Source organism: Leeuwenhoekiella sp. CH_XMU1409-2 (assembly GCF_037029365.1).
GTDB classification, from domain to species: Bacteria; Bacteroidota; Bacteroidia; order Flavobacteriales; family Flavobacteriaceae; genus Leeuwenhoekiella; species Leeuwenhoekiella blandensis.
Genome location: NZ_JAYMEI010000020.1, coordinates 1 through 21255 on the forward strand (window position 1 = coordinate 1; position 21255 = coordinate 21255).

At 38.7% G+C, this 21255-nt stretch carries 17 protein-coding genes and 1 other RNA gene; 10 read left to right on the forward strand and 8 right to left on the reverse strand.

Annotated elements, in window-relative coordinates:
* Positions 1 to 457: 457 nt before the first annotated feature.
* Complete coding sequence (locus WA338_RS16760; RefSeq protein ID WP_273016460.1) at positions 458 to 934, forward strand: hypothetical protein; 477 nt, start codon at positions 458 to 460, stop codon at positions 932 to 934.
* A 31-nt stretch (positions 935 to 965) separates the two neighbouring features.
* Here WA338_RS16760 and WA338_RS16765 read toward each other — a convergent pair whose 3' ends face one another.
* Entirely contained in the window at positions 966 to 3791 is a 2826-nt protein-coding gene (locus WA338_RS16765; RefSeq protein ID WP_273016461.1) for a glycoside hydrolase family 2 protein, read from the reverse strand.
* A 417-nt stretch (positions 3792 to 4208) separates the two neighbouring features.
* Here WA338_RS16765 and WA338_RS16770 point away from each other — a divergent pair, with 417 nt between their 5' ends.
* The 3 genes from WA338_RS16770 to WA338_RS16780 all read left to right on the forward strand — a co-directional run bounded on the left by WA338_RS16770 (position 4209) and on the right by WA338_RS16780 (position 7109).
* Positions 4209 to 4880: a hypothetical protein gene (locus tag WA338_RS16770; protein ID WP_273016463.1), complete on the forward strand. Its 672-nt coding sequence runs from the start codon at positions 4209 to 4211 to the stop codon at positions 4878 to 4880.
* Between the two features lie 279 nt (positions 4881 to 5159).
* Positions 5160 to 6011 (forward strand): alpha/beta fold hydrolase, encoded by an 852-nt coding sequence (locus WA338_RS16775; protein WP_273016465.1) that lies wholly within the window; start codon positions 5160 to 5162, stop codon positions 6009 to 6011.
* Positions 6012 to 6713: 702 nt separating this feature from the next.
* The gene (locus WA338_RS16780; protein ID WP_273016467.1) at positions 6714 to 7109 is read left to right on the forward strand and encodes a hypothetical protein; all 396 of its coding nucleotides are present in this window, start codon (positions 6714 to 6716) and stop codon (positions 7107 to 7109) included.
* A gap of 324 nt (positions 7110 to 7433) precedes the next feature.
* Here WA338_RS16780 and WA338_RS16785 read toward each other — a convergent pair whose 3' ends face one another.
* Entirely contained in the window at positions 7434 to 8387 is a 954-nt protein-coding gene (locus WA338_RS16785) for a hypothetical protein (protein WP_273016468.1), read from the reverse strand.
* A gap of 108 nt (positions 8388 to 8495) precedes the next feature.
* Between WA338_RS16785 and WA338_RS16790 the strand changes: the two genes are divergently transcribed.
* Positions 8496 to 9641 (forward strand): cysteine desulfurase family protein, encoded by a 1146-nt coding sequence (locus WA338_RS16790; RefSeq protein ID WP_009780307.1) that lies wholly within the window; start codon positions 8496 to 8498, stop codon positions 9639 to 9641.
* On the opposite strand, the gene WA338_RS16795 is transcribed toward WA338_RS16790, so the two are convergent.
* Both WA338_RS16795 and WA338_RS16800 read right to left on the reverse strand, forming a co-directional pair.
* Positions 9642 to 12098, reverse strand: a complete 2457-nt coding sequence (locus WA338_RS16795; RefSeq protein WP_414672010.1) for a TonB-dependent receptor — start codon at positions 12096 to 12098, stop codon at positions 9642 to 9644.
* Between the two features lie 5 nt (positions 12099 to 12103).
* Positions 12104 to 13795: a M23 family metallopeptidase gene (locus WA338_RS16800; RefSeq protein WP_273016471.1), complete on the reverse strand. Its 1692-nt coding sequence runs from the start codon at positions 13793 to 13795 to the stop codon at positions 12104 to 12106.
* Positions 13796 to 14064: 269 nt separating this feature from the next.
* Here WA338_RS16800 and WA338_RS16805 point away from each other — a divergent pair, with 269 nt between their 5' ends.
* From WA338_RS16805 to rny, 4 genes are all read left to right on the forward strand, one after another.
* Positions 14065 to 14355 (forward strand): hypothetical protein, encoded by a 291-nt coding sequence (locus WA338_RS16805; protein WP_273016472.1) that lies wholly within the window; start codon positions 14065 to 14067, stop codon positions 14353 to 14355.
* 11 nt (positions 14356 to 14366) lie between these two features.
* The gene (locus WA338_RS16810) at positions 14367 to 14657 is read left to right on the forward strand and encodes a cell division protein ZapA (RefSeq protein ID WP_009780303.1); all 291 of its coding nucleotides are present in this window, start codon (positions 14367 to 14369) and stop codon (positions 14655 to 14657) included.
* 53 nt (positions 14658 to 14710) lie between these two features.
* A non-coding RNA gene (gene ssrS / locus WA338_RS16815) (6S RNA) lies at positions 14711 to 14819 on the forward strand.
* A 49-nt stretch (positions 14820 to 14868) separates the two neighbouring features.
* Positions 14869 to 16437: a ribonuclease Y gene (gene rny, locus WA338_RS16820; RefSeq protein WP_273016473.1), complete on the forward strand. Its 1569-nt coding sequence runs from the start codon at positions 14869 to 14871 to the stop codon at positions 16435 to 16437.
* Between the two features lie 71 nt (positions 16438 to 16508).
* On the opposite strand, the gene WA338_RS16825 is transcribed toward rny, so the two are convergent.
* Positions 16509 to 17240, reverse strand: a complete 732-nt coding sequence (locus tag WA338_RS16825) for a YebC/PmpR family DNA-binding transcriptional regulator (RefSeq protein WP_273016474.1) — start codon at positions 17238 to 17240, stop codon at positions 16509 to 16511.
* 96 nt (positions 17241 to 17336) lie between these two features.
* Positions 17337 to 17621 (reverse strand): 4a-hydroxytetrahydrobiopterin dehydratase, encoded by a 285-nt coding sequence (locus tag WA338_RS16830; RefSeq protein ID WP_009780300.1) that lies wholly within the window; start codon positions 17619 to 17621, stop codon positions 17337 to 17339.
* 149 nt (positions 17622 to 17770) lie between these two features.
* Here WA338_RS16830 and WA338_RS16835 point away from each other — a divergent pair, with 149 nt between their 5' ends.
* On the forward strand, positions 17771 to 19237 hold the full coding sequence (locus WA338_RS16835) for an aminoacyl-histidine dipeptidase (protein WP_273016476.1): 1467 nt from the start codon (positions 17771 to 17773) through the stop codon (positions 19235 to 19237).
* Between the two features lie 173 nt (positions 19238 to 19410).
* Here the strand turns inward: WA338_RS16835 and WA338_RS16840 are convergent, their stop codons facing one another.
* Positions 19411 to 19911: a DUF4168 domain-containing protein gene (locus WA338_RS16840; RefSeq protein ID WP_272985348.1), complete on the reverse strand. Its 501-nt coding sequence runs from the start codon at positions 19909 to 19911 to the stop codon at positions 19411 to 19413.
* Positions 19912 to 20076: 165 nt separating this feature from the next.
* Positions 20077 to 21255, reverse strand: coding sequence for a peptidylprolyl isomerase (locus tag WA338_RS16845; RefSeq protein ID WP_272985350.1), 1179 nt, complete (start codon positions 21253 to 21255; stop codon positions 20077 to 20079).

The following is a 21255-nucleotide window of genomic DNA, read 5'->3' on the forward strand; positions in this document are numbered from 1 at the left end:
ATCTGTGTAGGTGTGAATTTGCTTCGTCTCATACTGTTTAAAATTAAGAATTATTACACTTCTAAACAGTTCGGTTTGAAGGGAAGCTTACAAATGACTTTAAAAAATTTTTGATTCCTGAATTTTATGAAGAATGCAATCTTTTCTCAACCGAAATAGATAGCATTTTAGGAAACACTATATATCTGACTTCGGACTTGGCTGTTCCTGATTCGGACAATCAATGGAGAGTTTGGTATTCTATTAAAATAAATAATAACCGACTTGGGGAATTAGAAATCAAAGAAACAGATTATGTCGGATTATAAAACTGTTTGTTAACAATATATAACCGCAATTACGGAGGTTCGACCACGTCCGAATCCACTCGGAATTGCTAACGTCTATGTTTAATCTCAAAATTAGTTAACTTTAAAAACTGTTATTGATGTTTATACGAGACCGTTGTGCGTAACTAATGGAAAACATATTCATAAATAAAATAAAAGGGCCAGAAATAAAATGGCGCACAATTGTCTTGAATCTGGTATTAATCATTTTAATATCAACATTGCCCATCCTTTTAATCAATTTTCTTATAGAAGGAAAAATCGAAATCAAACTTATTTTATTAATCGTTATTATCCTGGCTGCACCTTTCAGGTTGATTTTTCTAAAAAATGTGGTTTCAATCCAATTTGATAGTAATAGTCAGACATTAATTATCAATCAAAAAAACGGCTTTGAGGTTCCCTATTCTAAAAAATTAAACTTAGAAGAAACCGATTTAAGTCCAATCACTGAGAACAAAAATGAACTAGAATTTGATCTATTAGGTAAAAACAAATTTATTAGAATTGGATCAAATCAAAGAGGAATTGCTAAATCAGATGTTATATCCATTCATAATTACCTACAAGAAAAATTTGACTTAAAAGTTATTATAATTAAATAACTACACACAACACCGGCTCCTATAAAAAGCCCTAGTTACTCTTGTTGTTTCCAAAATAAAAATACAGGGTAGCACCCCATAAACGCTGGGGATCATCTCTATGATGAAATTCAGTAGGCTGACTTTGAGGCCCTATTTCTGCTGGTTTTTTAAATTTTGTTCCAATTGGGCTAATAGCATCCATAAAAGAGATATTTCCTTCAGGAAAGGCCGGATTTGTATTTTCGTTATTAGAATCCTTTGGCGTAAACAATCGAAGAAAAATATCACCTGTAGCCGAAACTATGGTAATTGGCGATTCTTCAGTATCGATAACCGCCCAGTACATCCTGTCGTGATAGCCTTTGAATTCTGGATACCCCCAATCAGATCCCGTTACGGTATTATTATAATCTTTCTGGTGTACGGCAAAATTCTGACCTTTCATTCGGTTTTTCCAAACGCGGTAGGGTCCTTTTCCTAACCATTTTACACCTTTCACTTTTTCTTCAGGATAATCGAAATTGATTCCCATAAAATCTTTTCGACCTCTTAAGAAATACGAGTAATCCAATTTTAACCAGCCATTGGCCTGCATCGTATACACCATTTTGCGAATAGGGCCTTCATATTCCATTTCTACCACCTGATTATCGCCTTTTTGGTAATGTTTCAGGGATTTGAATTTACTATGCTCATCGGTTAATTTTGGCCCATTATTGAATGAAACCGAAGTCTTTTCATTTTCTACTGAAGTGATCAATCCGTTTTCAGTATTAAAACTAATTTCTACTCCGTTTGCTGAAAGTGTAAGTACTGCATCTTTTTCTGAAGCACTTGCCGCAGTTTCTGAAGTTCCTGAAACAATAGCCTCTGCAGTTTCCTTCGGAGATTTCACCGGCCAGGTCCAGGTCATGATCTTGCGACCATGAGGATCTGTGGCAGTTAGGTATAATGCATCGCTTTGCGTCCAGTTTTCTGGAAGGTCTAGCTGAAGGTATCCTGAAAGATCTGGCGCAATATCTGGTGATTTTGCTATTCCTGACTTGTGGATCTCATTTTCGGTTTCTGAAGCATTTGGTTTTGGAAAATTAATAAGTTGCCACTCAAATTCACATTCAGATAAATTGGTGAAATGGTAACGATTTTCCAGTTTCAGCTTTCCATCAAATTGAGGCGTAATATCCATTTTATCGATATACACAGGAGACCAGATTTCTTTAATGGTATAAAAACTTCCTTCTTTTTCACGATAGGGGCCTACAATCCCATCTGGCGCCCAGGTTTCTTTGTCTTTTACGTCAATAAAGCCATCTTTGTCTGTTCGTACCACACCTTCATCTGCAAAAACCCAAAGGAATCCACCGGCAGATAACGGACTTTCTTGCATTATATTCCAAAAATCTTCTAAACCTGCACCGTGACCGCCGTCATACAATCCGTGTAAAAATTCGGTAGGAAAATACACTTTATCGCCATTGGTAAGCGCTTCGTACACATAATCGTAAGAAGGATAGTGCAGTGTATTGGTTTCGCCTAAAGTATTCCAGGGATGAATTACGGTTCTATCCTGAATATCATATTTTGGATATTCTTCTAGCAAATTATAATTATTACCGCCTTCGTTTCCGTTGGCCCAAATCACAATTGAGGGGTGGTTCACATCACGGACAATTAATTCTTTTACCAACTTTTTTCCGACCTCGGTATCATATGCATTCTGCCAACCGGTAAGCTCATTGATTACAAAGAGTCCAAGGGAATCTGTAACTTCTAAGAAATGCTGACTTGGCGGATAGTGCGACATTCTAACTGCGTTCATATTCATATCCTTCATCAACTCGACATCCATAATACTAAGCGCTCTACTTGCTGAACGCCCTGAAGAAGGCCAGAAGCTATGGCGGTTTACACCTTTAAATTTCACTTTCTCACCGTTCACATAAAAACCATCTTTAGCTCTTAGTTCTACGGTTCTAAATCCAAATTTTTGAGTGATCGTATGTAAAACCTCATTACCGTCTTTAAGGCTAACTTCAACCTGGTAGCGATTAGGAAATTCTGGAGACCATAATTGTGGATTTTCAGCCTGATAGTTTAAGGTAGCTTTCTCTAACGTTCTATCGGCTTCAGTAGAAAAAACACTTCCTAAAGATTGTCCTTCTAAATCACTAATCTTAGCTTCAATAGTTCTTCCTTTTTTAATGTTTTCTGTAAAAACATCCATTTTAAAAGAACCATCAGCTTTTGCATCGATCGCTACACGATCTATATATTCTTTCGGTTTTACTTCTAAATAAACAGGTCTGTAAATTCCGGCGAATGCCCAAAAATCGGCATCTTTTTCAGCTCTATTTACAGAATCATTATCTGAAGCATTTTTAACCTCAACTTCGAGTAGATTTTCTTCTCCAAACTTTAAAAAGCGGGTAATATCATATTTAAATCGATAGAAACCACCCTGATGAACCGGCCCAACCAATTTACCGTTTACCATAACTTTGGTATCTGTCATTACTCCTTCAAAAACAAGCTCGATCGTCTGTGATTTCCATTCTTTTGGTACAGAAAATTGATGCTTATATTGCCCAATAGCGGCAGATTCTGGTCGTAGTCTTCGCCAATCGTGACCGTAAGTATAAATCCCAAAACCTTCGAGCTCCCAATTTGAAGGAACTGCAATCTTAGACCATTCCCCACTTTTACGACCTTTATCGATCTTGAAATCCCAATCTACGCGATGATCTTTATCGGTACCTGAGAGGTGAATTATTTTAGTAATACGATTATCCTCCTGTGCTACACCAGCTGTACTTACTACGAAAACAGTAATTGCCAATAAAATAGTGTCGATAATCCCTATTCTATAATTTCTCATATTTATTTACATGTATTGTTGTCTGATAAATGAGTAACCTAAAAAAGGCCATGCTCATTTTTTAATACGTTTAGAGTTACCACTCAATAAACTTCTATAGGTAAAAATACATATTATTCAACCAAATCTATTTTAGGACGGCTGATCTCATTAATTGATAATGTGACGATAAGAAAAGAGGAAAAAAATGGGGTTCCGGATCGTTATACCAAAACGGGTCACAATATTAGATCATTTGAAAATGAATTCTTTTTTGTATCAAGTCAAGGTTGTTTTACACATATCCTCTATACTCTTCGGCCGAAGCTTCGGGAGACTACGTTTGGAATCGACTTGAAATTACTAGAGCTTGTGCCAAACAAGAAAAAATGAGTACTTTACTAATTAACTGACCTTTATAAATACCGTTACCACAATATGAAAAAAACATTCTTACTAATATTAACAATATGCACAATCGGAATATTAAAAGCCGAAACAGCTCTGACCGCCCAATATCCTGACAAGATTAAATTTAAAGGAAAAGAATACAATCTAAATTCAAATCCACTTGAACCTTATTTTGAAAAATATCCTGATAAAAGACCTCAAGGGGGTATAATGTCGACAGCTTTGTGGCGTGGGTATGTGGCTCATTTTGAGATTATCGATGAACAACTATTGCTAACTGACATTAAAATTCAAGTTTCAGATGAAGACTCGAAAGAAGGTTATCGTTACAAATGGATTTCTGCGTTTAAAAAAGTTTTCCCAGATGAAAAAAAGGTCAAAATTGACTGGTTTACCGGAATTCTAATATTACCACACGGTAAAATGGTTGAATATGTTCATACGGGATATGCTTCAACTTATTCCAAGTATTGGCTTCTCGAAATAGAAAGTGGAGATTTTAACGAAGCAAGAAAATACAAAAACAAAGAATTTGTGCAATTTAAAAGACGTCAATTTGAAGAATTTCAGAAAACGGCAGAGTACAAAAAACTATATGCTGAATTAAAGAAGAATGACGAATACGGAGACGAAAGTTTTATAAAATCATTTATTGCTGATTTTGTAATCAACTACACATCCAAATTTTTAGCCGATTAAAATACTGTGGGTAATGACGACAACCGTTTCATAAGACTGTAAAACGCAACATTACAAACTCAAATAAACTTCCCGAGGCTTCGGAACTAAGTGGTTTATTAATTTTTGATCAAATCACACTTAGGAAGTTAAGATAGTATACCTAAAAAAGCTTCTTTAAAATTTCAATTTGACTCAAGTGTAGCTTTTGTTGCATATCGCAGCCACTTCAACTACTTTTAAAACATAAACCTTTAGTTTTGAGAGATACTGCTAATGGCTACAATTAAAAATTTTAAAATGAAAGACTCTATACTGTTTCAAATTATTTTGGTTTTAATCCTATTTCCATTGGTTAATGGTTTTGCACAGGACAAATTTGATATTCCTTATGGCAACAACAAAAGCATAGGGAAATACGTCGAGATAAATAGTGCAAAAATTTATTATGAAGAGTATGGAGAAGGAGAACCTTTACTTTTAATTCACGGTTGTGGAGCAGACATTAAGTCAATGGAAAATCAGATTGATTATTTCAAAGATAAATATAGGGTAATCGCTGCTGATAGCAGAGGTCAAGGAAAATCAGAATTAAAAACCGATTCTCTGACTTATACTCAAATTACCAAAGATTGGGAGGGACTTGTAAAACATTTACAACTAGATTCAATAAACATTCTTGGTTGGAGTGATGGCGGAATTATTGGATTAAAAATGGGTATTAGCAACAAGACTAAAGTTAAGAAGATAATTGCTATGGGAGCTAATTTGAGACCTGATACCACAGCAGTTAACAGCTGGGCTCCTGAAAAAGTTAAGAAAACGCAATCCAAGGCATTAGAAATGATCGAAAAAGGAGATACATCTCAAGATTGGAAAATGGAATTACAATTAGACGGACTTTTATTAAATCAACCGAATATTAGTCATTCTGATTTAAAGAAAATTAAAGCTCCTGTTTTAATAATGGTTGGTGATAGAGATATTATCAAAAATGAACATTCAGTAGAGATGTTTGATAATTTACCAAAAGGTCAGCTTTGTATAATGCCTGGCATAAATCACGGAGCTCCAAGAAACAATCCTGTAATATTTAATGAAATAGCAAATAGATTTCTAACGGAAAAATTCGATTACAACAGAAGGAGATAAAGGGTAATAAAACCGCTATAGTTCACTGTTATAGTAATTCATACGCTTTGTTTTAACAACTTTAGAATCTTTAGTACAGGAGATAGCTTTTAGATCTTTTTCGTAACGACCTATTCCCAAATCTTTAAAATAGTAAAGTAAGAAATTATCAAGCCAACTAAACGAGATATAATTAAAATCATAAAATACAAGAGGAAAAGTAACTTATTAAATCATTTAAAAAGTTCCTTAGCCAGATCTGGAAATATTAATGGTGAAATACAAGATAATTTAATTTTGTTATGGACCGTGGACGGATTTGCCCCACTCTTTTTTCCTATTCACCAATTTTATTTTGATGATGATGGTGTTCTTATTAAAATTTCAAGTAAGCTAAATTATTTTGGTAAGCTCTTTATAATCTTAATGCCTGCCTTAATAATTTCTTTAATCTTATTCAATAATGGATTTGAATTAGACTTTCTAAAATATAAAGCAGCAACCATTGTTGTGCTTTTATTTTTATTCATATTGATTTTTACGTTCTATTCTATATATCAATTTGAGAGGAAAAGTGATTTAAAGTATCTAGCAAAAATTATAGATAAGAATACTAAAAATGCAACCTGATCGAATCAATATAAATGCTTACTTACTCGTAGTAGTTTCAAATTACCGGTAGTAACCGCTTTAATTCCAAACTAAAAATAGATTAAAAAAACTTTGGAAAAACACATTTATATAAAATTTGAAGCTCCTGATGTTGCGCAATTAGCTAAAGCTAATAGAGGAGTAGGAAAGAGGTTAGAACGCTTTGTTGCAACACTTTTGTCAGCGGTACTCACAAAAGCAAACCCAGACTTTGATCATAAGATCGCAGAGGTCAAATATTGGCTCGTGGAATTAGACATTGCTACAAGCATTCCCCAACGGGAAATCGGATTGGATAAAAATGCGCAGGTGCTTTTAAAAATGCCATTTGAAGATAATTATGGATACTGGACAGATAACAATTTAATTTTAACGGATTTTGAAGCGTGTTTTAATACTAGCAAAATAGATGAAACCACTTTTATTAAATATTGGGAGGCCTTTTCATCCAACTCACCGTGTCAGTGAAATGACATTAAACATTTCTTGAATTAAAACCTTCAATATTGTATTTAACCGCAGTTAGGTGATATGGAAGCTTACATTGGAATTGAGTGTTAATGGAAACGAAAAAAGAGTACTTGGTAGTTTAGAAAATAATTATTGGTACAAATTCTCTGAATTATATGGTTCGGCAATCTATGAGTTTGTTTTTGTTGACAATAACGGTCATACATCTGTATTGACAGTTAATTTAAATAACAATTAAATAAAGCTAGCGTACAACTTAAAACAAAAAGCCGAGCAGTTACGCTCGGCTTTTTGTTTTTTTTGATATACCGATTCTTTTAACTACTCAGGAAACTCCGGCTTCACGGTGGTAGGTTGGTTTGGAGCGCTGTATTCACCAAATAACAAGGCTTCTTGTCTGATGGTTTCTTCTCCGTTTTGAGAAATAAACACCAAGTTGGTCAAGTTGATGGTCAGCCTGATGTTGTTTAATGAGTAGGTGTGTACGCGATACTCATTTACGTTATGATCTATAGCGATATTTGGGTTTAAATAATCAGGACCAATAGAAACATCAGTCACGTCGTTATTCGGGTTAAGGTCAGGAGTACCATCTTCATTTCCTAGATCTTCATTGATTGTAAGTACGCCATCGCCGTCATCATCAGGATCCATAAAGTTAGGGATGCCGTCTCCATCCGTATCCAAAGATGCTTCCATATTGATTGAGCCGTCTTCATTTAAAACAACGCCTTCCTGATTGGTTGGTACATTATCACCGTCATCGTCAAAATCATAATAGTTTGGGATTCCGTCGCCGTCAAGATCGGTATCACCATTTAAGGTCATTTCAAACTCCGCGTCGATCCCGTCATTGTCATCGTATTCCCCTTGCGTAACGATGGTCACGGTTCCTTCGGCGCTGATGTATTCTTCGGTTACGCTGGGTTGTGAAGGCGGTACTTCGTTACAGAAATAATCTGAAGTGATGGCATTATTAAAAATGCGATAGGAGACAAAGCTATTCGAGCTGCTGCCCAGATTAAAGGTATAAGGCGTTTCATTGCTCAATTCGGTTAGAATAGGTTCGTCTGTGCTTATTCTAAAAGCGATCGCCTCGTTGGTTTCTGAGTTGATCTTGTAAAAAATATAATTTACGGTTTCAGATTCGGTATTATCTACCGTAGAGCAATATTCAACATCTTGTTCAGAAAAGTCAAAAGAGGAAACAATGATATCACCATCATCACAAGAACTCAAGGCGATAAGTGAAAGGAAAAACAGGATCTTTTTCATAGACTACATACAAGATTTTGGGCAAAAATAACGGAAATGCATTTTACTAACGCTTAAGCGGACTAAATAATTTTATTCTCGTTAATTTTGTGCCACTAAAATTTAGAAATGTCACAAGTGTATTTTGATAATGCGGCAACCACCGCAATTCGTCCTGAAGTATTAGAACGTATGATCGAGGTAATGCGGGAAGTTCCGGGAAATCCTTCTTCTACGCACGCCGTGGGCCGAAAAGCAAAATCTATTATAGAACAAGCGCGTAAAACCATTGCGGGATATTTACATGTAACTCCGGCAGAGATCGTTTTTACTTCCGGTGGAACTGAAGCCGATAACCTGATCATCAACAGTGCGGTGCGCGATCTTGGGGTGCGACACATCATTACGAGTCCTATTGAGCATCACGCGGTGATTCATGTGGTAGAGCATTTACAATTGGCTTATGACATCAAGGTTTCTCATGTAAACATCAAAGAATGTGGGAGTGTAGATCTTGAGCATTTAGCGCAATTGCTTGAAGCGAGCGACGAGAAAACGCTCATCAGTTTAATGCACATCAACAACGAGATCGGGAATATGCTCGACCTTGAAACGGTAGCTAAACTGGCTAAAGAGCATAATGCCTTGTTTCATAGCGATATGGTGCAGTCGGTAGGACATTTTGATCTGAATTTAAGTGAGATTCCTGTCGATTTTATTGCTGCAGCTGCGCATAAATTTCACGGTCCCAAAGGTGTGGGGTTTGCTTTTCTACGAAAGAACAGCAAGATCAAGTCGCTTATTTTTGGTGGCGGACAAGAGCGCGGAAGTCGTGCAGGAACCGAACCGGTGCATAACATCGCAGGAATGGAAACCGCGTTGATCAAAGCTCAGGAGCATCTTGCTGAAGAGCGCGCCTATATCGAAGAGATCAAGTGGTATTTTAAAGAGCAATTAGAGCAACACATCCCTGATGTACATTTTAATGGGAATTGTGGTGACGGTACCAAAAGTACCTACACACTGCTCAATGTGTGTCTTCCGGTTCCTGAAGATAAAGCGCTGATGCTTTTATTTCAATTGGATCTAAAGGGAATCGCGTGTTCAAAAGGAAGTGCCTGTCAAAGCGGAAGCGATCAAGGCAGCCATGTGCTTAACGCCTTTCTTGCCAAAGACAAACTGAACAAGCCGTCGATACGTTTTTCATTTTCTCACGAGAATACTAAAGAAGAAGTAGATTATGTGGTGGCTACATTAAAAGACTTTATCGCCTAGCTAAAAGCGTGCACGCAAGCGTACATTAAACACCCGTGGCGTGAGATAATTGGGAACCGCATATTGTTGCCGTGAAGCTGCATCTCTCACAAAAGTATTGGTGATGCTGTTGCGACGATCAAAAATATTGAAGATCTCAATCCCCGTGCTCAGCTCTTTAATGAAACTGTTTATTGAAGCACCGCGATCTGCGTTGATGATATCGTATAAAAAGCCAACATCAGACCGGAAATAGAAGGGTAATCGTGTTTGATAAAAGTAAGGATCTGCATAACTGGGTGAACCTCCGGGTAGGCCGGTTTGATACACCATTTTGAGGTAAAGTTTCATATCAGGAATGCGCGGTACATAATCCTGAAAAAGAAAAGCCATCTTAAAACGCTGATCGGTAGGTCTCGCGATATAACCGCGGTTTTGAATATTTTCTTCGGTTTTTAAGAGTCCGAGACTGATCCAACTGTCTGTTCCCGGAACAAATTCTCCTGCAAGACGCACATCTAAACCATAGGCATAAGCTTCGGCATCATTGGCGGCGCGGTACCTGATGCGTACATTTTCTAAAGTATACGTATTTACGTGATCTAGACTTTTAAAATAAGCTTCAGAAGTGAGTGTAAACGGGCGACCCCACATATCAAAACTCCAATCATTGCCTAGTACCAAATGTAAGCTGCGTTGTGCTTCAACCTCAGGAAGTACTTGTCCTTGAGCATTACGCAGTTCGCGGTAGAAGGGAGGTTGGTGGTAAATACCGGCAGCAAGTCTAAAAAGCATATCGTTTTTCCAATTCGGTTTTATACTGAATTGCCCCCGCGGACTAAAAACCTGCTGAGTGTTGGATACAATTCCTAAACCACTTACCGTCCAGGTTTGTGAACGCAGTCCAATGTTATACCAGGCTTTTGAGCTAGACCAGTTCAACCTTCGGGAATATTGAAAATACCCCATCAACCTATCGATGTTTACCATGTTTTGTGCACGTCTTGAAATAAAGGGAACCAACGGAGCGTCAAAAGCTTCATAAGGTTGTTGATTGGTAAAAGTTTCAAGTGGCGGGCGCACAGAAAAGCCGGCAGAATCTATGATCTCATATTCCTGCAAACGGTCTCTAATCGATTCGTGCGCATATTTCAGCCCCCAATCCAGTTGATGCTCATTTTTGATATACTGTCCTTTATGCTGAAGATTTACAATAAGCGCATCCAGATCATTGCGGGCGTGCGTGAGCTGTGAACCAATTGCGCGCGTAAAATCAACTTCACCAGCATCGGCACTTCCTATATTGGTGCTGGGCGTTCCTAAAGCGTAGCGTGCATGAATGTCGTAATGCTCTTGCTCCTGCGTATGATAGGCAGAGGCGGTAAACTTTAAATTGAGATGTGTATTGGGTTTGTAGGTTCCGGCTACTGCTCCAAAATAGGTTTCATAACGGTCTTGTTCCTGACCATCATATACCACTAGCAGAGCTACAGGATCGGCTAGCGTACCAAAATTAGTTTGCCTAGTCTGTGGCTCGTAATTGTAATTATTTATAGCGATCGTTCCTAAAAAATCCATACTGAACTTAGAATTAAAGGTATAGGTCAGATAGGTTTGTAAATCGGTAAAACGGGGTTGGTAATTGGTTTGTGTTTGTTTGGCATCAACAAGCAAGCTGTTATCCCAATAACGAGCACCTACGAGCGCAGTAAACTTTTTGTTGTTGCTTATACCTTCTGCGGAAATGCTGGCGCCAAGAAGACTTAGATCTGCTGAAGCTGCAAAATTAACGGGTCTTCGATACGTGATATCTAGCACAGAGGAAAGCTTATCGCCATACTTAGCCTGAAAACCTCCGGCACTAAAATCAATGTCTCTAACAAGATCAGGATTTATAATACTCAAGCCTTCTTGCTGTCCCGAGCGTATTAAAAAAGGGCGATACACTTCGACATCATTGATATAGACTAAGTTTTCGTCATAGTTTCCACCACGTACCGCATATTGCGTACTAAGTTCGTTATTGCTGCTCACACCGGGTAAGGCTTGCAGCAAATTTTCTACACCGGGATTAGCGCCGGGAATTTTGCGCACGGTTTCGGGAGCAAGACTGATGATGCCTTCTTGTTGGTCTAACGTTGCTGAAGTGACAACCACATCTGCCATTTGTTCAACCGAAGTCTTCAATACGGGATTTAATTCAATAATCTCTCCGGGCTGAAGCTTAAAGCGAGTACTACTTTTTTTGTAACCTATATGAGAGAAACTGATCCTGATCTCGCGATTGGCAGGAATTGTTATCAGGTAATACCCATTTTCGTCGGTTTGTGTCCCTTCAGCATCCCAGGAAATAGCAACTGCATCCAGCGGTTGTTGTGCTTCATTAAAAACAATCCCTTTAATCGTAGCGGTTTGCGCACAAACTGTTACGGCTGTTGTCAAAGCGCAAAGGGCAAAAAGGAATTTTAAACGGCTCAAGAGGATTATTTTCTGTAAAAAGTTGCTTCAAAAGTAGTACTATTCCCAACATTATCGGTCACGATGAGTTTAAAGTCGTTGGCGCCGCTTTGGCTTATACCATCTTCAAAAGCATAGGTGAGTTGGTTCTTTTTATACTCATACTCCATAAGTGCAAAATTTCCATTGATGGTAGCCCGGTAACTTTTGATGCCGGTATCTTCATCTGTGATCTTAAAGTTGATCGTCTTATGTTTAGAGATCCATTTTCCGTTTGTAAAGTCTAAAGATTGAATTTTTGGCGGTTGCGTATCCAAACCTATTTTAAAATCGCCCAATGCGTTTACGCTAGCCGTAAGCTGATCTCCCTCGAGACGTGCACCTTCGTAGCGCAAGCTGCCACGATAACTTACCCGTCCTATAAAAAGTTTTTCTCGATCTTCGGGCTTAAAAGCCGAAACATCGTAAGCCAGTCTGATATATTTGTGTACCGGAATCAGATCTTCGTCCAAATGTAACGCATCGGTTTTAGCCGAGATATCCAGATAGTAATCGTCGTAAAATGCACCATCAGGAATAAAGAGTTCCCAATCGCCCACTTCAAAATTCTGACTGGCATCAGCCTGCACATAATAAGGTGTGGTTTTTTCAACCTTTGGCGTTAAGATTTCTTCCTTTTTAATTTCGATAGGAATAACCAGCGTAGTCGTGTTGTCTTTAATGTCTTTAATTTTTATGGAATAGATCGCATTAGAACCATTTTCCGTAAGGTTTAGGATTCCGTTATCCTTTTCATATTTAAAGATGCTTAAGGGATTGTTGCGTTCGATAAAGAGCTTTTGAACGCGTTCACGTTCTCCTTCATAACGGGCGTAGTCGATCATTCGATTTAAATAGCGGGTTTCGGCAAAGGAGAATTTATCCATTAAAACTTCAAGCGTTTTCTCACCATTAAGGCGTGTTTCAATTGCATAAATACCATTGTTGTTATTGGCGCCATCTTGTTGGTCGATAGTTCCTATCGCAAACCCTAGTGGACCATAAGCACTTATTTTTTCGGCTAAGAAGGTTCCGTCTTGCTGTTTTTTAAAGTTCAGCTTTTGTTGCAATTGCGATTGATTTACCTGACTGGAGTCGGCTAGGGGATAGACCACAAGATCTTTAATTACCGGGTCGCGATGATCTGGTGCTTGTATACCAAAGAGTTGTGCGTTCATCGGGCGCTCATTCTTGTCTCTGATCTCAAAATGCAAATGTGGGCCACCGCTGCCACCGGTATTGCCGCTGTAAGCAACAAGATCACCTTGGGTTACCTTTAGTTCATCAGGATTGGGAAAAAGTTCAACCTCATAACTTTCTGTCAGATATTGCTTTTCTTTTACATAGGCCTCGATCGCCGGAGCATATTTACTCAAATGACCGTAGACCGTGGTATGCCCGTCAGGATGTGTGATGTAAAGCGCTTTGCCATAACCATAATGCGAAACTTTAATGCGACTTACATAACCGCTGGCGCTGGCCACCACCTCAAGTCCTGTACGATGTTGAGTTTTGATATCTAATCCGCTATGAAAATGATTGCTTCTCAATTCGCCAAAAGTTCCCGCAAAAACCGTTGGGATCTTTAGGGGGTTGATAAATACATCCTGCGGAATATCGCTCTGCGCACAAAGGATTCCGTTAAACATCAAGAAGGCTAGCAGAAAGTTCTTATTCATAGAAAAGCTAAATTAACTATTTGAGGTAAACTATAGGAATTAAACATCAGATGCCACGAATTAGTATGATGAATCTAAACTAAAACACCATTCTTTTGAACAATTTAATTGGGAACTTGAGTTTTAATTTATAACCAATTGAGTGCTAAAAAACTAAAATCCAAAACATTATTCACAGCTATATGTAATTTAAAAATAAAATAGATTGTATTGGGATATTAGTGCACGAATGTTAACTTTGTGTGACGAAGCATTGTTAAAACGAGGTTATGAGTGAACTGTTGGAGCGCGTTGATGCATTACAAAATGTGATGAGCAAATTGGTGCATCGCTACCAGAAGCTTCAGCGTCATAACGAACTGTTACTAGCTGAAAACGAACAACTGAAGCAAGAGAATGACAACTTGCACGAGGTTCTTCAAAATTGGGAAGCAAAATACAGTACACTTAAAACTGCAAATGCAATGCTGGGCAGTAATGAATACAAACGGGAGACCAAGCTCAAAATAAATGCTATGATGCGCGAACTTGATGCGTGTATTGCACAACTTGCAGATTAGCACTAAAGGATATGTCAGAACACTTAAAGATCAAATTATCTATAGCAGATCGGGTTTATCCTTTAACCATAAAACCTCAACAGGAAGAAGGCTTACGTAAAGCGGCGAAAGAGATAGAGGTAATGATTAAGAAATTTGAGCAAAGTTATGCTGTGCGAGATAAGCAAGATGTTTTAGCTATGTGTGCTTTACAGTTTGCTTCAAAAACAATACAACAGGATATGAACGGCGCAGGAGAACACTCTGAAGCCATCGAGCAACTGAAAAACTTAGAGTTGCTGGTTAAAAGTCAGTTATCCTAACGTTCTTTAAAATAGAATTACTTACTGCCTACATTGGTTACATTTTTTGGTAAACTCAACACTATATTCTTTAAGAGGGATGAGTCTGAGTTGTAAAAGCGCGCCGTCTTTGAACGGATTCTTGATCAGCTCGTTAGTCCTATGATTTATTTTAAGGAGTTTACTCAAAACACTTCCAATGTAGGCTTTTTTTTATATATACACTAACTCAATGGGAAATACTGTACTTATAATCGTAGGTGTCATCTTAATTGCCGGCACACTAGGATTTTTACTAGCAAAATTGCTAGAGAAAAATAATGCCTCTCAAATTGTAAGCAATGCAAAAAAAGAAGCTGCAAACATTGTAAAAGAAGCAAAGAGCGAGGGAGAATCTATTAAAAAGGATAAGATCCTTCAGGCAAAAGAAAAGTTTATCGAGCTTAAATCTGAGCACGAAAAAGTGATTCTTTCACGTGATAAAAAAATCAATGATGCCGAAAAGAGAACGCGTGATAAGGAGTCTCAGGTAAGCAGCGAATTGGCCAAAAACAAGAAATTAAATAAAGAAGTTGAGGCCAAGATAAAAGACTATGATGATCGCTTAGAATATCTTGATAAGCGTCAATCTGATATTGACAAGTTGCACGCCAGTAAGGTGCAACAATTAGAAGTGATCTCGGGACTTTCTGCAGATGATGCTAAAGAACAACTGGTAGAGTCTTTAAAAGATCAAGCAAAAAGTGATGCGATGGCATTTATTCAAAACGCGATGGAGGAAGCCAAGCTTACCGCAGAGCAAGATGCTAAAAAAGTCATCATTAATACCATTCAGCGTATTGGTACTGAAGAAGCTGTTGAAAACTGCGTTTCTGTATTTAATCTGGAAAGTGATGATGTTAAAGGTAGAATTATTGGTCGTGAAGGACGTAACATTCGTGCGATCGAGGCCGCTACCGGTGTTGAGATCATTGTAGATGACACTCCGGAAGCGATTATTCTTTCTTGTTTTGACAGTGTACGTCGAGAAGTTGCGCGTTTATCACTTCATAAACTTGTAACTGACGGTCGTATTCACCCGGCACGTATTGAAGAAGTAGTAAAGAAAACTACTAAACAGATCGAGCAAGAAATTGTAGAAGTTGGTAAACGCACCGTAGTTGATCTGGGAATTCATGGTTTACATCCTGAATTGATTAAAGCAGTAGGTAGAATGAAGTATCGTTCTTCTTATGGTCAGAACTTATTACAACACAGTAGGGAAGTAGCGAAGCTTTGTGCGACCATGGCTGCAGAACTCGGAATCAATCCTAAACTTGCTAAACGCGCCGGATTATTGCACGATATAGGTAAAGTGCCGGAGACGGAAAGCGAAATGCCTCACGCATTACTAGGTATGGAGTGGGCTGAAAAATACGGTGAGAAACCAGATGTGTGCAATGCTATTGGTGCTCACCACGATGAGATCGAAATGAAAACTTTATTAGCGCCAATCGTTCAAGTGTGTGATGCGATAAGCGGGGCAAGACCTGGAGCGAGACGTCAGGTGTTAGACTCGTACATTCAGCGATTAAAAGATCTTGAAGATATTGCCTTTGGTTTTGCAGGGGTGAAGAAAGCTTATGCGATCCAAGCGGGTAGAGAACTGCGTGTGATCGTAGAAAGTGAAAAAGTAAACGACGAGAAAGCTTCGGCCTTGTCTTTTGAAATTTCACAAAAAATTCAAACCGATATGACCTATCCTGGTCAGGTTAAGATCACCGTGATTAGAGAAACCAGAGCGGTGAATATTGCAAAGTAATTTCACTAGAAATTCAGTATAAAAAAAGGAGCTTCAAACGAAGCTCCTTTTTTTATTTTAGTGTATCGTGATTATTCTTCGCCTCCCGAAGAAGATTCATCCATCGAGTGATATACGTTTTGAACATCATCGTCTTCTTCAATTTTCTCCAGAAGTTTTTCTACATCTTCTGCCTCTTCAGGAGTGAGTGTTTTGGTTACTTGAGGAATGCGTTCAAAGCCACTAGAAAGGATTTCGTGACCAGCCTCTTCCAGGTAAGCCTGCAAAGCGCCAAAGCTTCCAAAAGGGCCGTAAATGATGATTCCGTCTTCGTCTTCAAAAACCTCTTCAGCACCGTAGTCGATCAATTCGAGTTCGAGTTCTTCAGCATCAACACCTTCTGCATTGATTCTGAAGTTACACGTGTGATCAAACATAAATTCTACAGATCCTGAAGTTCCCAGGTTTCCGTTACATTTATTAAAATATGAACGAATGTTTGCTACCGTACGGTTGTTGTTATCTGTCGCCGTCTCGATAAGAATGGCAATTCCGTGAGGTGCATAACCTTCAAAAAGTACTTCTTTATAATCGCCAAGACTTTTATCGCTGGCACGTTTTATCGCACGCTCGATATTGTCTTTAGGCATATTGACACTCTTGGCATTTTGTATGACAGCGCGCAAACGAGAGTTAGAATCAGGATCAGGACCGCCTTCTTTTACGGCCATTACAATATCTTTTCCTATTCGTGTAAAGGCTTTCGCCATTGCGCTCCAGCGCTTCATTTTACGAGCTTTTCTAAACTCAAATGCTCTTCCCATAATTCGGATTTTTAAAGGCGGTAAATTTAACAAAATTCGGCATTTCCTAAAGTCTAATTTTCAGATTAAAAACACCTGTGTCTTTCACGTTTAAATTTAGCTTTCCATGAGGTCCTCGATAGTATGGGCAAGTTTAAAATCCTTTTCTGTTAATCCGCCGGCATCGTGCGTAGAAAGTGAAATACTCAAGGTATTGTACACATTGGTCCATTCGGGGTGATGTTGTTGCAATTCGGCTTCAAAAGCGATACGCGTCATTGTCGCAAAGGCTTCTTTAAAATTTTCAAACTCAAACGTCGTGTGAATGGCATCATCTTTATATTCCCAGCCTTCCAGTTTGTCTAAGCGTTCGTCTATACTGCGTTGATCTAGTTTTTTCATAAGGATATTATTTAGTGTGTAAAAGTTAGCCAGAGTTTATAGGCTTTTAAAGTATTTAAGCCAAGATTAACTTTTCGAGCACTATGTAAAAGAATACCATTTTGAAAGGCGACCAAAAGTTATCCTGTACCTTTGCAAAAAACGATTTTATGACAAATAACGATATACGCCAACTTGAGCCTCAAGCGGTTTGGCAGAAGTTTGCCGACTTGAATGAAGTGCCTCGAGCTTCTAAAAAAGAAGAACGTGTTATTGCTTTTATGAAAGCCTTCGGCGAAAATTTAAATCTGGAAACTTTTGTAGACGAAGTAGGAAATGTGATCATCAGAAAACCGGCTACTTCAGGTTTAGAAAATCGACAAATGGTTGTGCTGCAATCGCATCTGGATATGGTGCATCAAAAAAATAATGCGACGCAATTTGATTTTGATACTGAAGGGATCAAGATGAAAGTGGAAGGCGACTGGGTAAAGGCTGAAGGTACAACGCTGGGAGCTGATAATGGCTTGGGTGTTGCCACCATAATGGCTTTGTTGGAGAGTACAACTATTCCGCATCCAGCGCTAGAAGCTTTGTTTACTATTGATGAAGAAACCGGAATGACCGGAGCAATGGGACTTAAAGGCGGCGTGCTAAAAGGCGATATTCTACTCAATTTAGATACTGAAGAAGATGATGAGATTGGTGTGGGTTGCGCAGGTGGTGTAGATATCACGGCGACGCGAACTTATCAAGAAGAAGCGGTTGCTGCGGGTAAAACCGGATTTAGACTTACGGTAAACGGGCTCCAAGGTGGACATTCGGGTATGGATATTATCAAAGGTCTTGGTAATGCCAATAAGTTTATGAATCGCTTTTTACTGGACGGATTTGAAAATTATGGCTTACAGATTGCTGAAATAAATGGCGGCGGTTTGCGTAATGCGATCCCCAGAGAAAGTGTGGCTGTTTTTTGTATTGATGAAATTCACACCGAAGCTTTTAAAGCAGATATTGCTGAATTTACCGAAACGCTAAAAGAGGAATATAAAACTCTAGAACCTAACTTAAAGGTGACGCTTGAAGAAGTGACGTTGTCTGAAAAGGTTATGAATCTGGGAGTACAGGAAGGTTTCTTAAAAGCTTTACAAGCCGCGTGGAATGGAGTTTATCGCATGAGTCCGGATATTGAAGGTCTTGTAGAAACTTCAAATAATGTCGCGCGAGTAGTGGTTAAAGATGGAGAAATTGAAGTGTTGTGTTTAACGCGTTCTTCAGTTGAGTCATCTCGTACCGATCTGGCGAATACCATTCGCAGTGTTTTTGAACTTATTGGTTGCGAAGTGGAATTATCTGGAGAATACCCGGGATGGAAACCAAATATGGATAGCCCGATCTTGAAAGTGCTGGTAGAAAAATATAAAAAGATCACCAACGAAGAACCGCATGTTGCTGCGTGTCACGCCGGATTAGAATGTGGTATTTTGGGACAGAATTACCCGGATATGGATATGATCTCGTTTGGACCAACCATACGCGGTGCGCATTCACCAGATGAGCGCGCCAGTATATCTTCAGTACAGAAGTTTTGGCATTTTGTACAGGAGATTTTAAAAGATATTCCTGTCAAGCAATAACGCCTAACATATTCTAGTAAACCACTTCTGGGCAAGTCCATAAGGTATTGTTTGGAAACGAATGTTGAATTTCAAGGCAAGCCTTGGAGTATTCGACCCTTTGGCGGCGCCAATAAAAAAAGGGAGCTGAAATTTCAGCTCCCTTTTCATTTTCTTTTTATTCAATTTTGAATTTATCCTTCAGTTTGTTTCTTCATCATTATTCCCTGAAACTTTTTCTGAAGTTCTTTATCCTGCTGAAGCGCCATCGCTACCGCTTTATAACGATCAAGCGTTAACCCGTGGTCTTCGATAATTCCCGCCATTTTGGTTTCTAGAGCCGGTTGCATTTTTTTCAACTCGGTAACAACTGCGGCGTGCATCTTCAGTTCTTCATCTGTAGCTTCAACTTTAGCTTCAGGATTCATTTGTGCTTTTTGAATTTCGGTAAAGCGTTGTACATCGAGTCCCTCGTCCTTGATGATTCCCATCATCTTTTGTTGTGCTGCTTGATTTTCTACCTGCACTTCCTGAAACGCATCTGCAAATTTGCTTAATTCTGCAGTAGTAATATTGGCCTGCGCTTGTGTAGTTATGGGAGCTTGCATTTCTTGTGATTTAGCTGCTGTACTAAGTGTACCCACTAAGGCTCCGGTTAATGCAAGCGTTATAATATTCTTTTTAAATGTAATCATTGCTTTTGTTTTTGTATGAACTACCAAGTTTAGGCAAAGACACAGCCAATGCAATAGAATTGGGAAAAAGAATCTCCATTTTTAGAAAGGCTTAACAAAATCAGGCTTTAGCCTTAACATTTGACCTGAACCTATTAAAAAAGCCGCCTTATTCGGCGGCTATTGTTATTCGTTCTCTATTTCTCGATCATCAACCAGTTCGATCTCAAATACCAAATTGGTTCTTGGTGGTATGATGCGGTATCCACGTTCACCATATCCTAAATAGTACGGGATAAATAGCGTTGCTTTATCACCGTAATTGAGTTGCTGCACACCTTCTTTAAACCCTGCGATCATTTGAGCTTCGGGACCGTATGGGATTTCGGTGGGTTTGTACATTTCCTCTTTAGGTCGTGTTTGCATATCCCATTTTTCGGCATACGATTTCATACTGCTGTCAAAGAGTTCGCCATCTTCAAAATATCCTGCATAATTCACTTTGACCATTTGCGAACGTTTGGGTTTTACATCACTTCCTTTTTCTGAAATGTAAATGGCTAAACCACTTTCTAGCGTATCGGCCTTTTGGCGTTGTTCTTCGAACTGAGCTTGTTGTTCTTCTTTTAATTTTTGTTTTGCACGTGCTGCTTCGGCGAGTTCTTCAGCGTGACGATCTATCTCTTCAGTAAATACCTCGGGCGCTTCAAAATGTCTGGCATCCTTTCCTTTTCTAATAATGCGCACCGATTCCATAGTGACAGGACGCATCGGTTTTCCGCGACGTGGATCTTTCATTTCTACTTCAGTAATCGCTTTAAGCACATCGAAGCCTAAAATCAATTGACCAAAAACTGTATGACATCCAATTTGTGGATTCTCACAATTTTTAAGGTTGTCTTCAGCATCGTATCCGTCAAGGTGTGGAGTAGGAGCATCGGTGATAAAAAATTGGCTTCCATTGGTTCCGTAACCCGAATTAGCCATTGAAAGTACACCTATGGTATCGTGTTTCAATTCTGGGCTAAATTCGTCGTGAAACTTATAACCGGGACCGCCACTTCCTGTACCATTGGGGTCTCCACCTTGAATCATAAAATCTTTGATGATGCGGTGAAATTTTAAACCGTCAAAATAGGGCTTCTTCTTATAAACAGAATCGACTAATGGATTATTTCCTTCAGCAAGAGCAACAAAATTGGCAACGGTTGCCGGGGCTTGCTCATAAAAAAGCTGAACGACCATCGTGCCTTTGTTTGTATTTATTTCGGCATATAAACCGTCTTGAAGATCGGGGTATTGTTCATCAGAACAGGCTATAAATGTAAAAAGAATCAAGAATGTAAAAAGAAGGGCTTTTTTCAT

Coding starts and splice junctions, on each gene's coding strand:
- WA338_RS16760 (WP_273016460.1), top strand. CDS start 458: ATGGAAAACATATTCATAAATAAAATAAAAGGGCCAGAAATAAAATGG.
- WA338_RS16765 (WP_273016461.1), bottom strand. CDS start 3,791: ATGAGAAATTATAGAATAGGGATTATCGACACTATTTTATTGGCAATT.
- WA338_RS16770 (WP_273016463.1), top strand. CDS start 4,209: ATGAAAAAAACATTCTTACTAATATTAACAATATGCACAATCGGAATA.
- WA338_RS16775 (WP_273016465.1), top strand. CDS start 5,160: ATGAAAGACTCTATACTGTTTCAAATTATTTTGGTTTTAATCCTATTT.
- WA338_RS16785 (WP_273016468.1), bottom strand. CDS start 8,387: ATGAAAAAGATCCTGTTTTTCCTTTCACTTATCGCCTTGAGTTCTTGT.
- WA338_RS16790 (WP_009780307.1), top strand. CDS start 8,496: ATGTCACAAGTGTATTTTGATAATGCGGCAACCACCGCAATTCGTCCT.
- WA338_RS16800 (WP_273016471.1), bottom strand. CDS start 13,795: ATGAATAAGAACTTTCTGCTAGCCTTCTTGATGTTTAACGGAATCCTT.
- WA338_RS16805 (WP_273016472.1), top strand. CDS start 14,065: ATGAGTGAACTGTTGGAGCGCGTTGATGCATTACAAAATGTGATGAGC.
- WA338_RS16810 (WP_009780303.1), top strand. CDS start 14,367: ATGTCAGAACACTTAAAGATCAAATTATCTATAGCAGATCGGGTTTAT.
- rny (WP_273016473.1), top strand. CDS start 14,869: ATGGGAAATACTGTACTTATAATCGTAGGTGTCATCTTAATTGCCGGC.
- WA338_RS16825 (WP_273016474.1), bottom strand. CDS start 17,240: ATGGGAAGAGCATTTGAGTTTAGAAAAGCTCGTAAAATGAAGCGCTGG.
- WA338_RS16830 (WP_009780300.1), bottom strand. CDS start 17,621: ATGAAAAAACTAGATCAACGCAGTATAGACGAACGCTTAGACAAACTG.
- WA338_RS16835 (WP_273016476.1), top strand. CDS start 17,771: ATGACAAATAACGATATACGCCAACTTGAGCCTCAAGCGGTTTGGCAG.
- WA338_RS16840 (WP_272985348.1), bottom strand. CDS start 19,911: ATGATTACATTTAAAAAGAATATTATAACGCTTGCATTAACCGGAGCC.
- WA338_RS16845 (WP_272985350.1), bottom strand. CDS start 21,255: ATGAAAAAAGCCCTTCTTTTTACATTCTTGATTCTTTTTACATTTATA.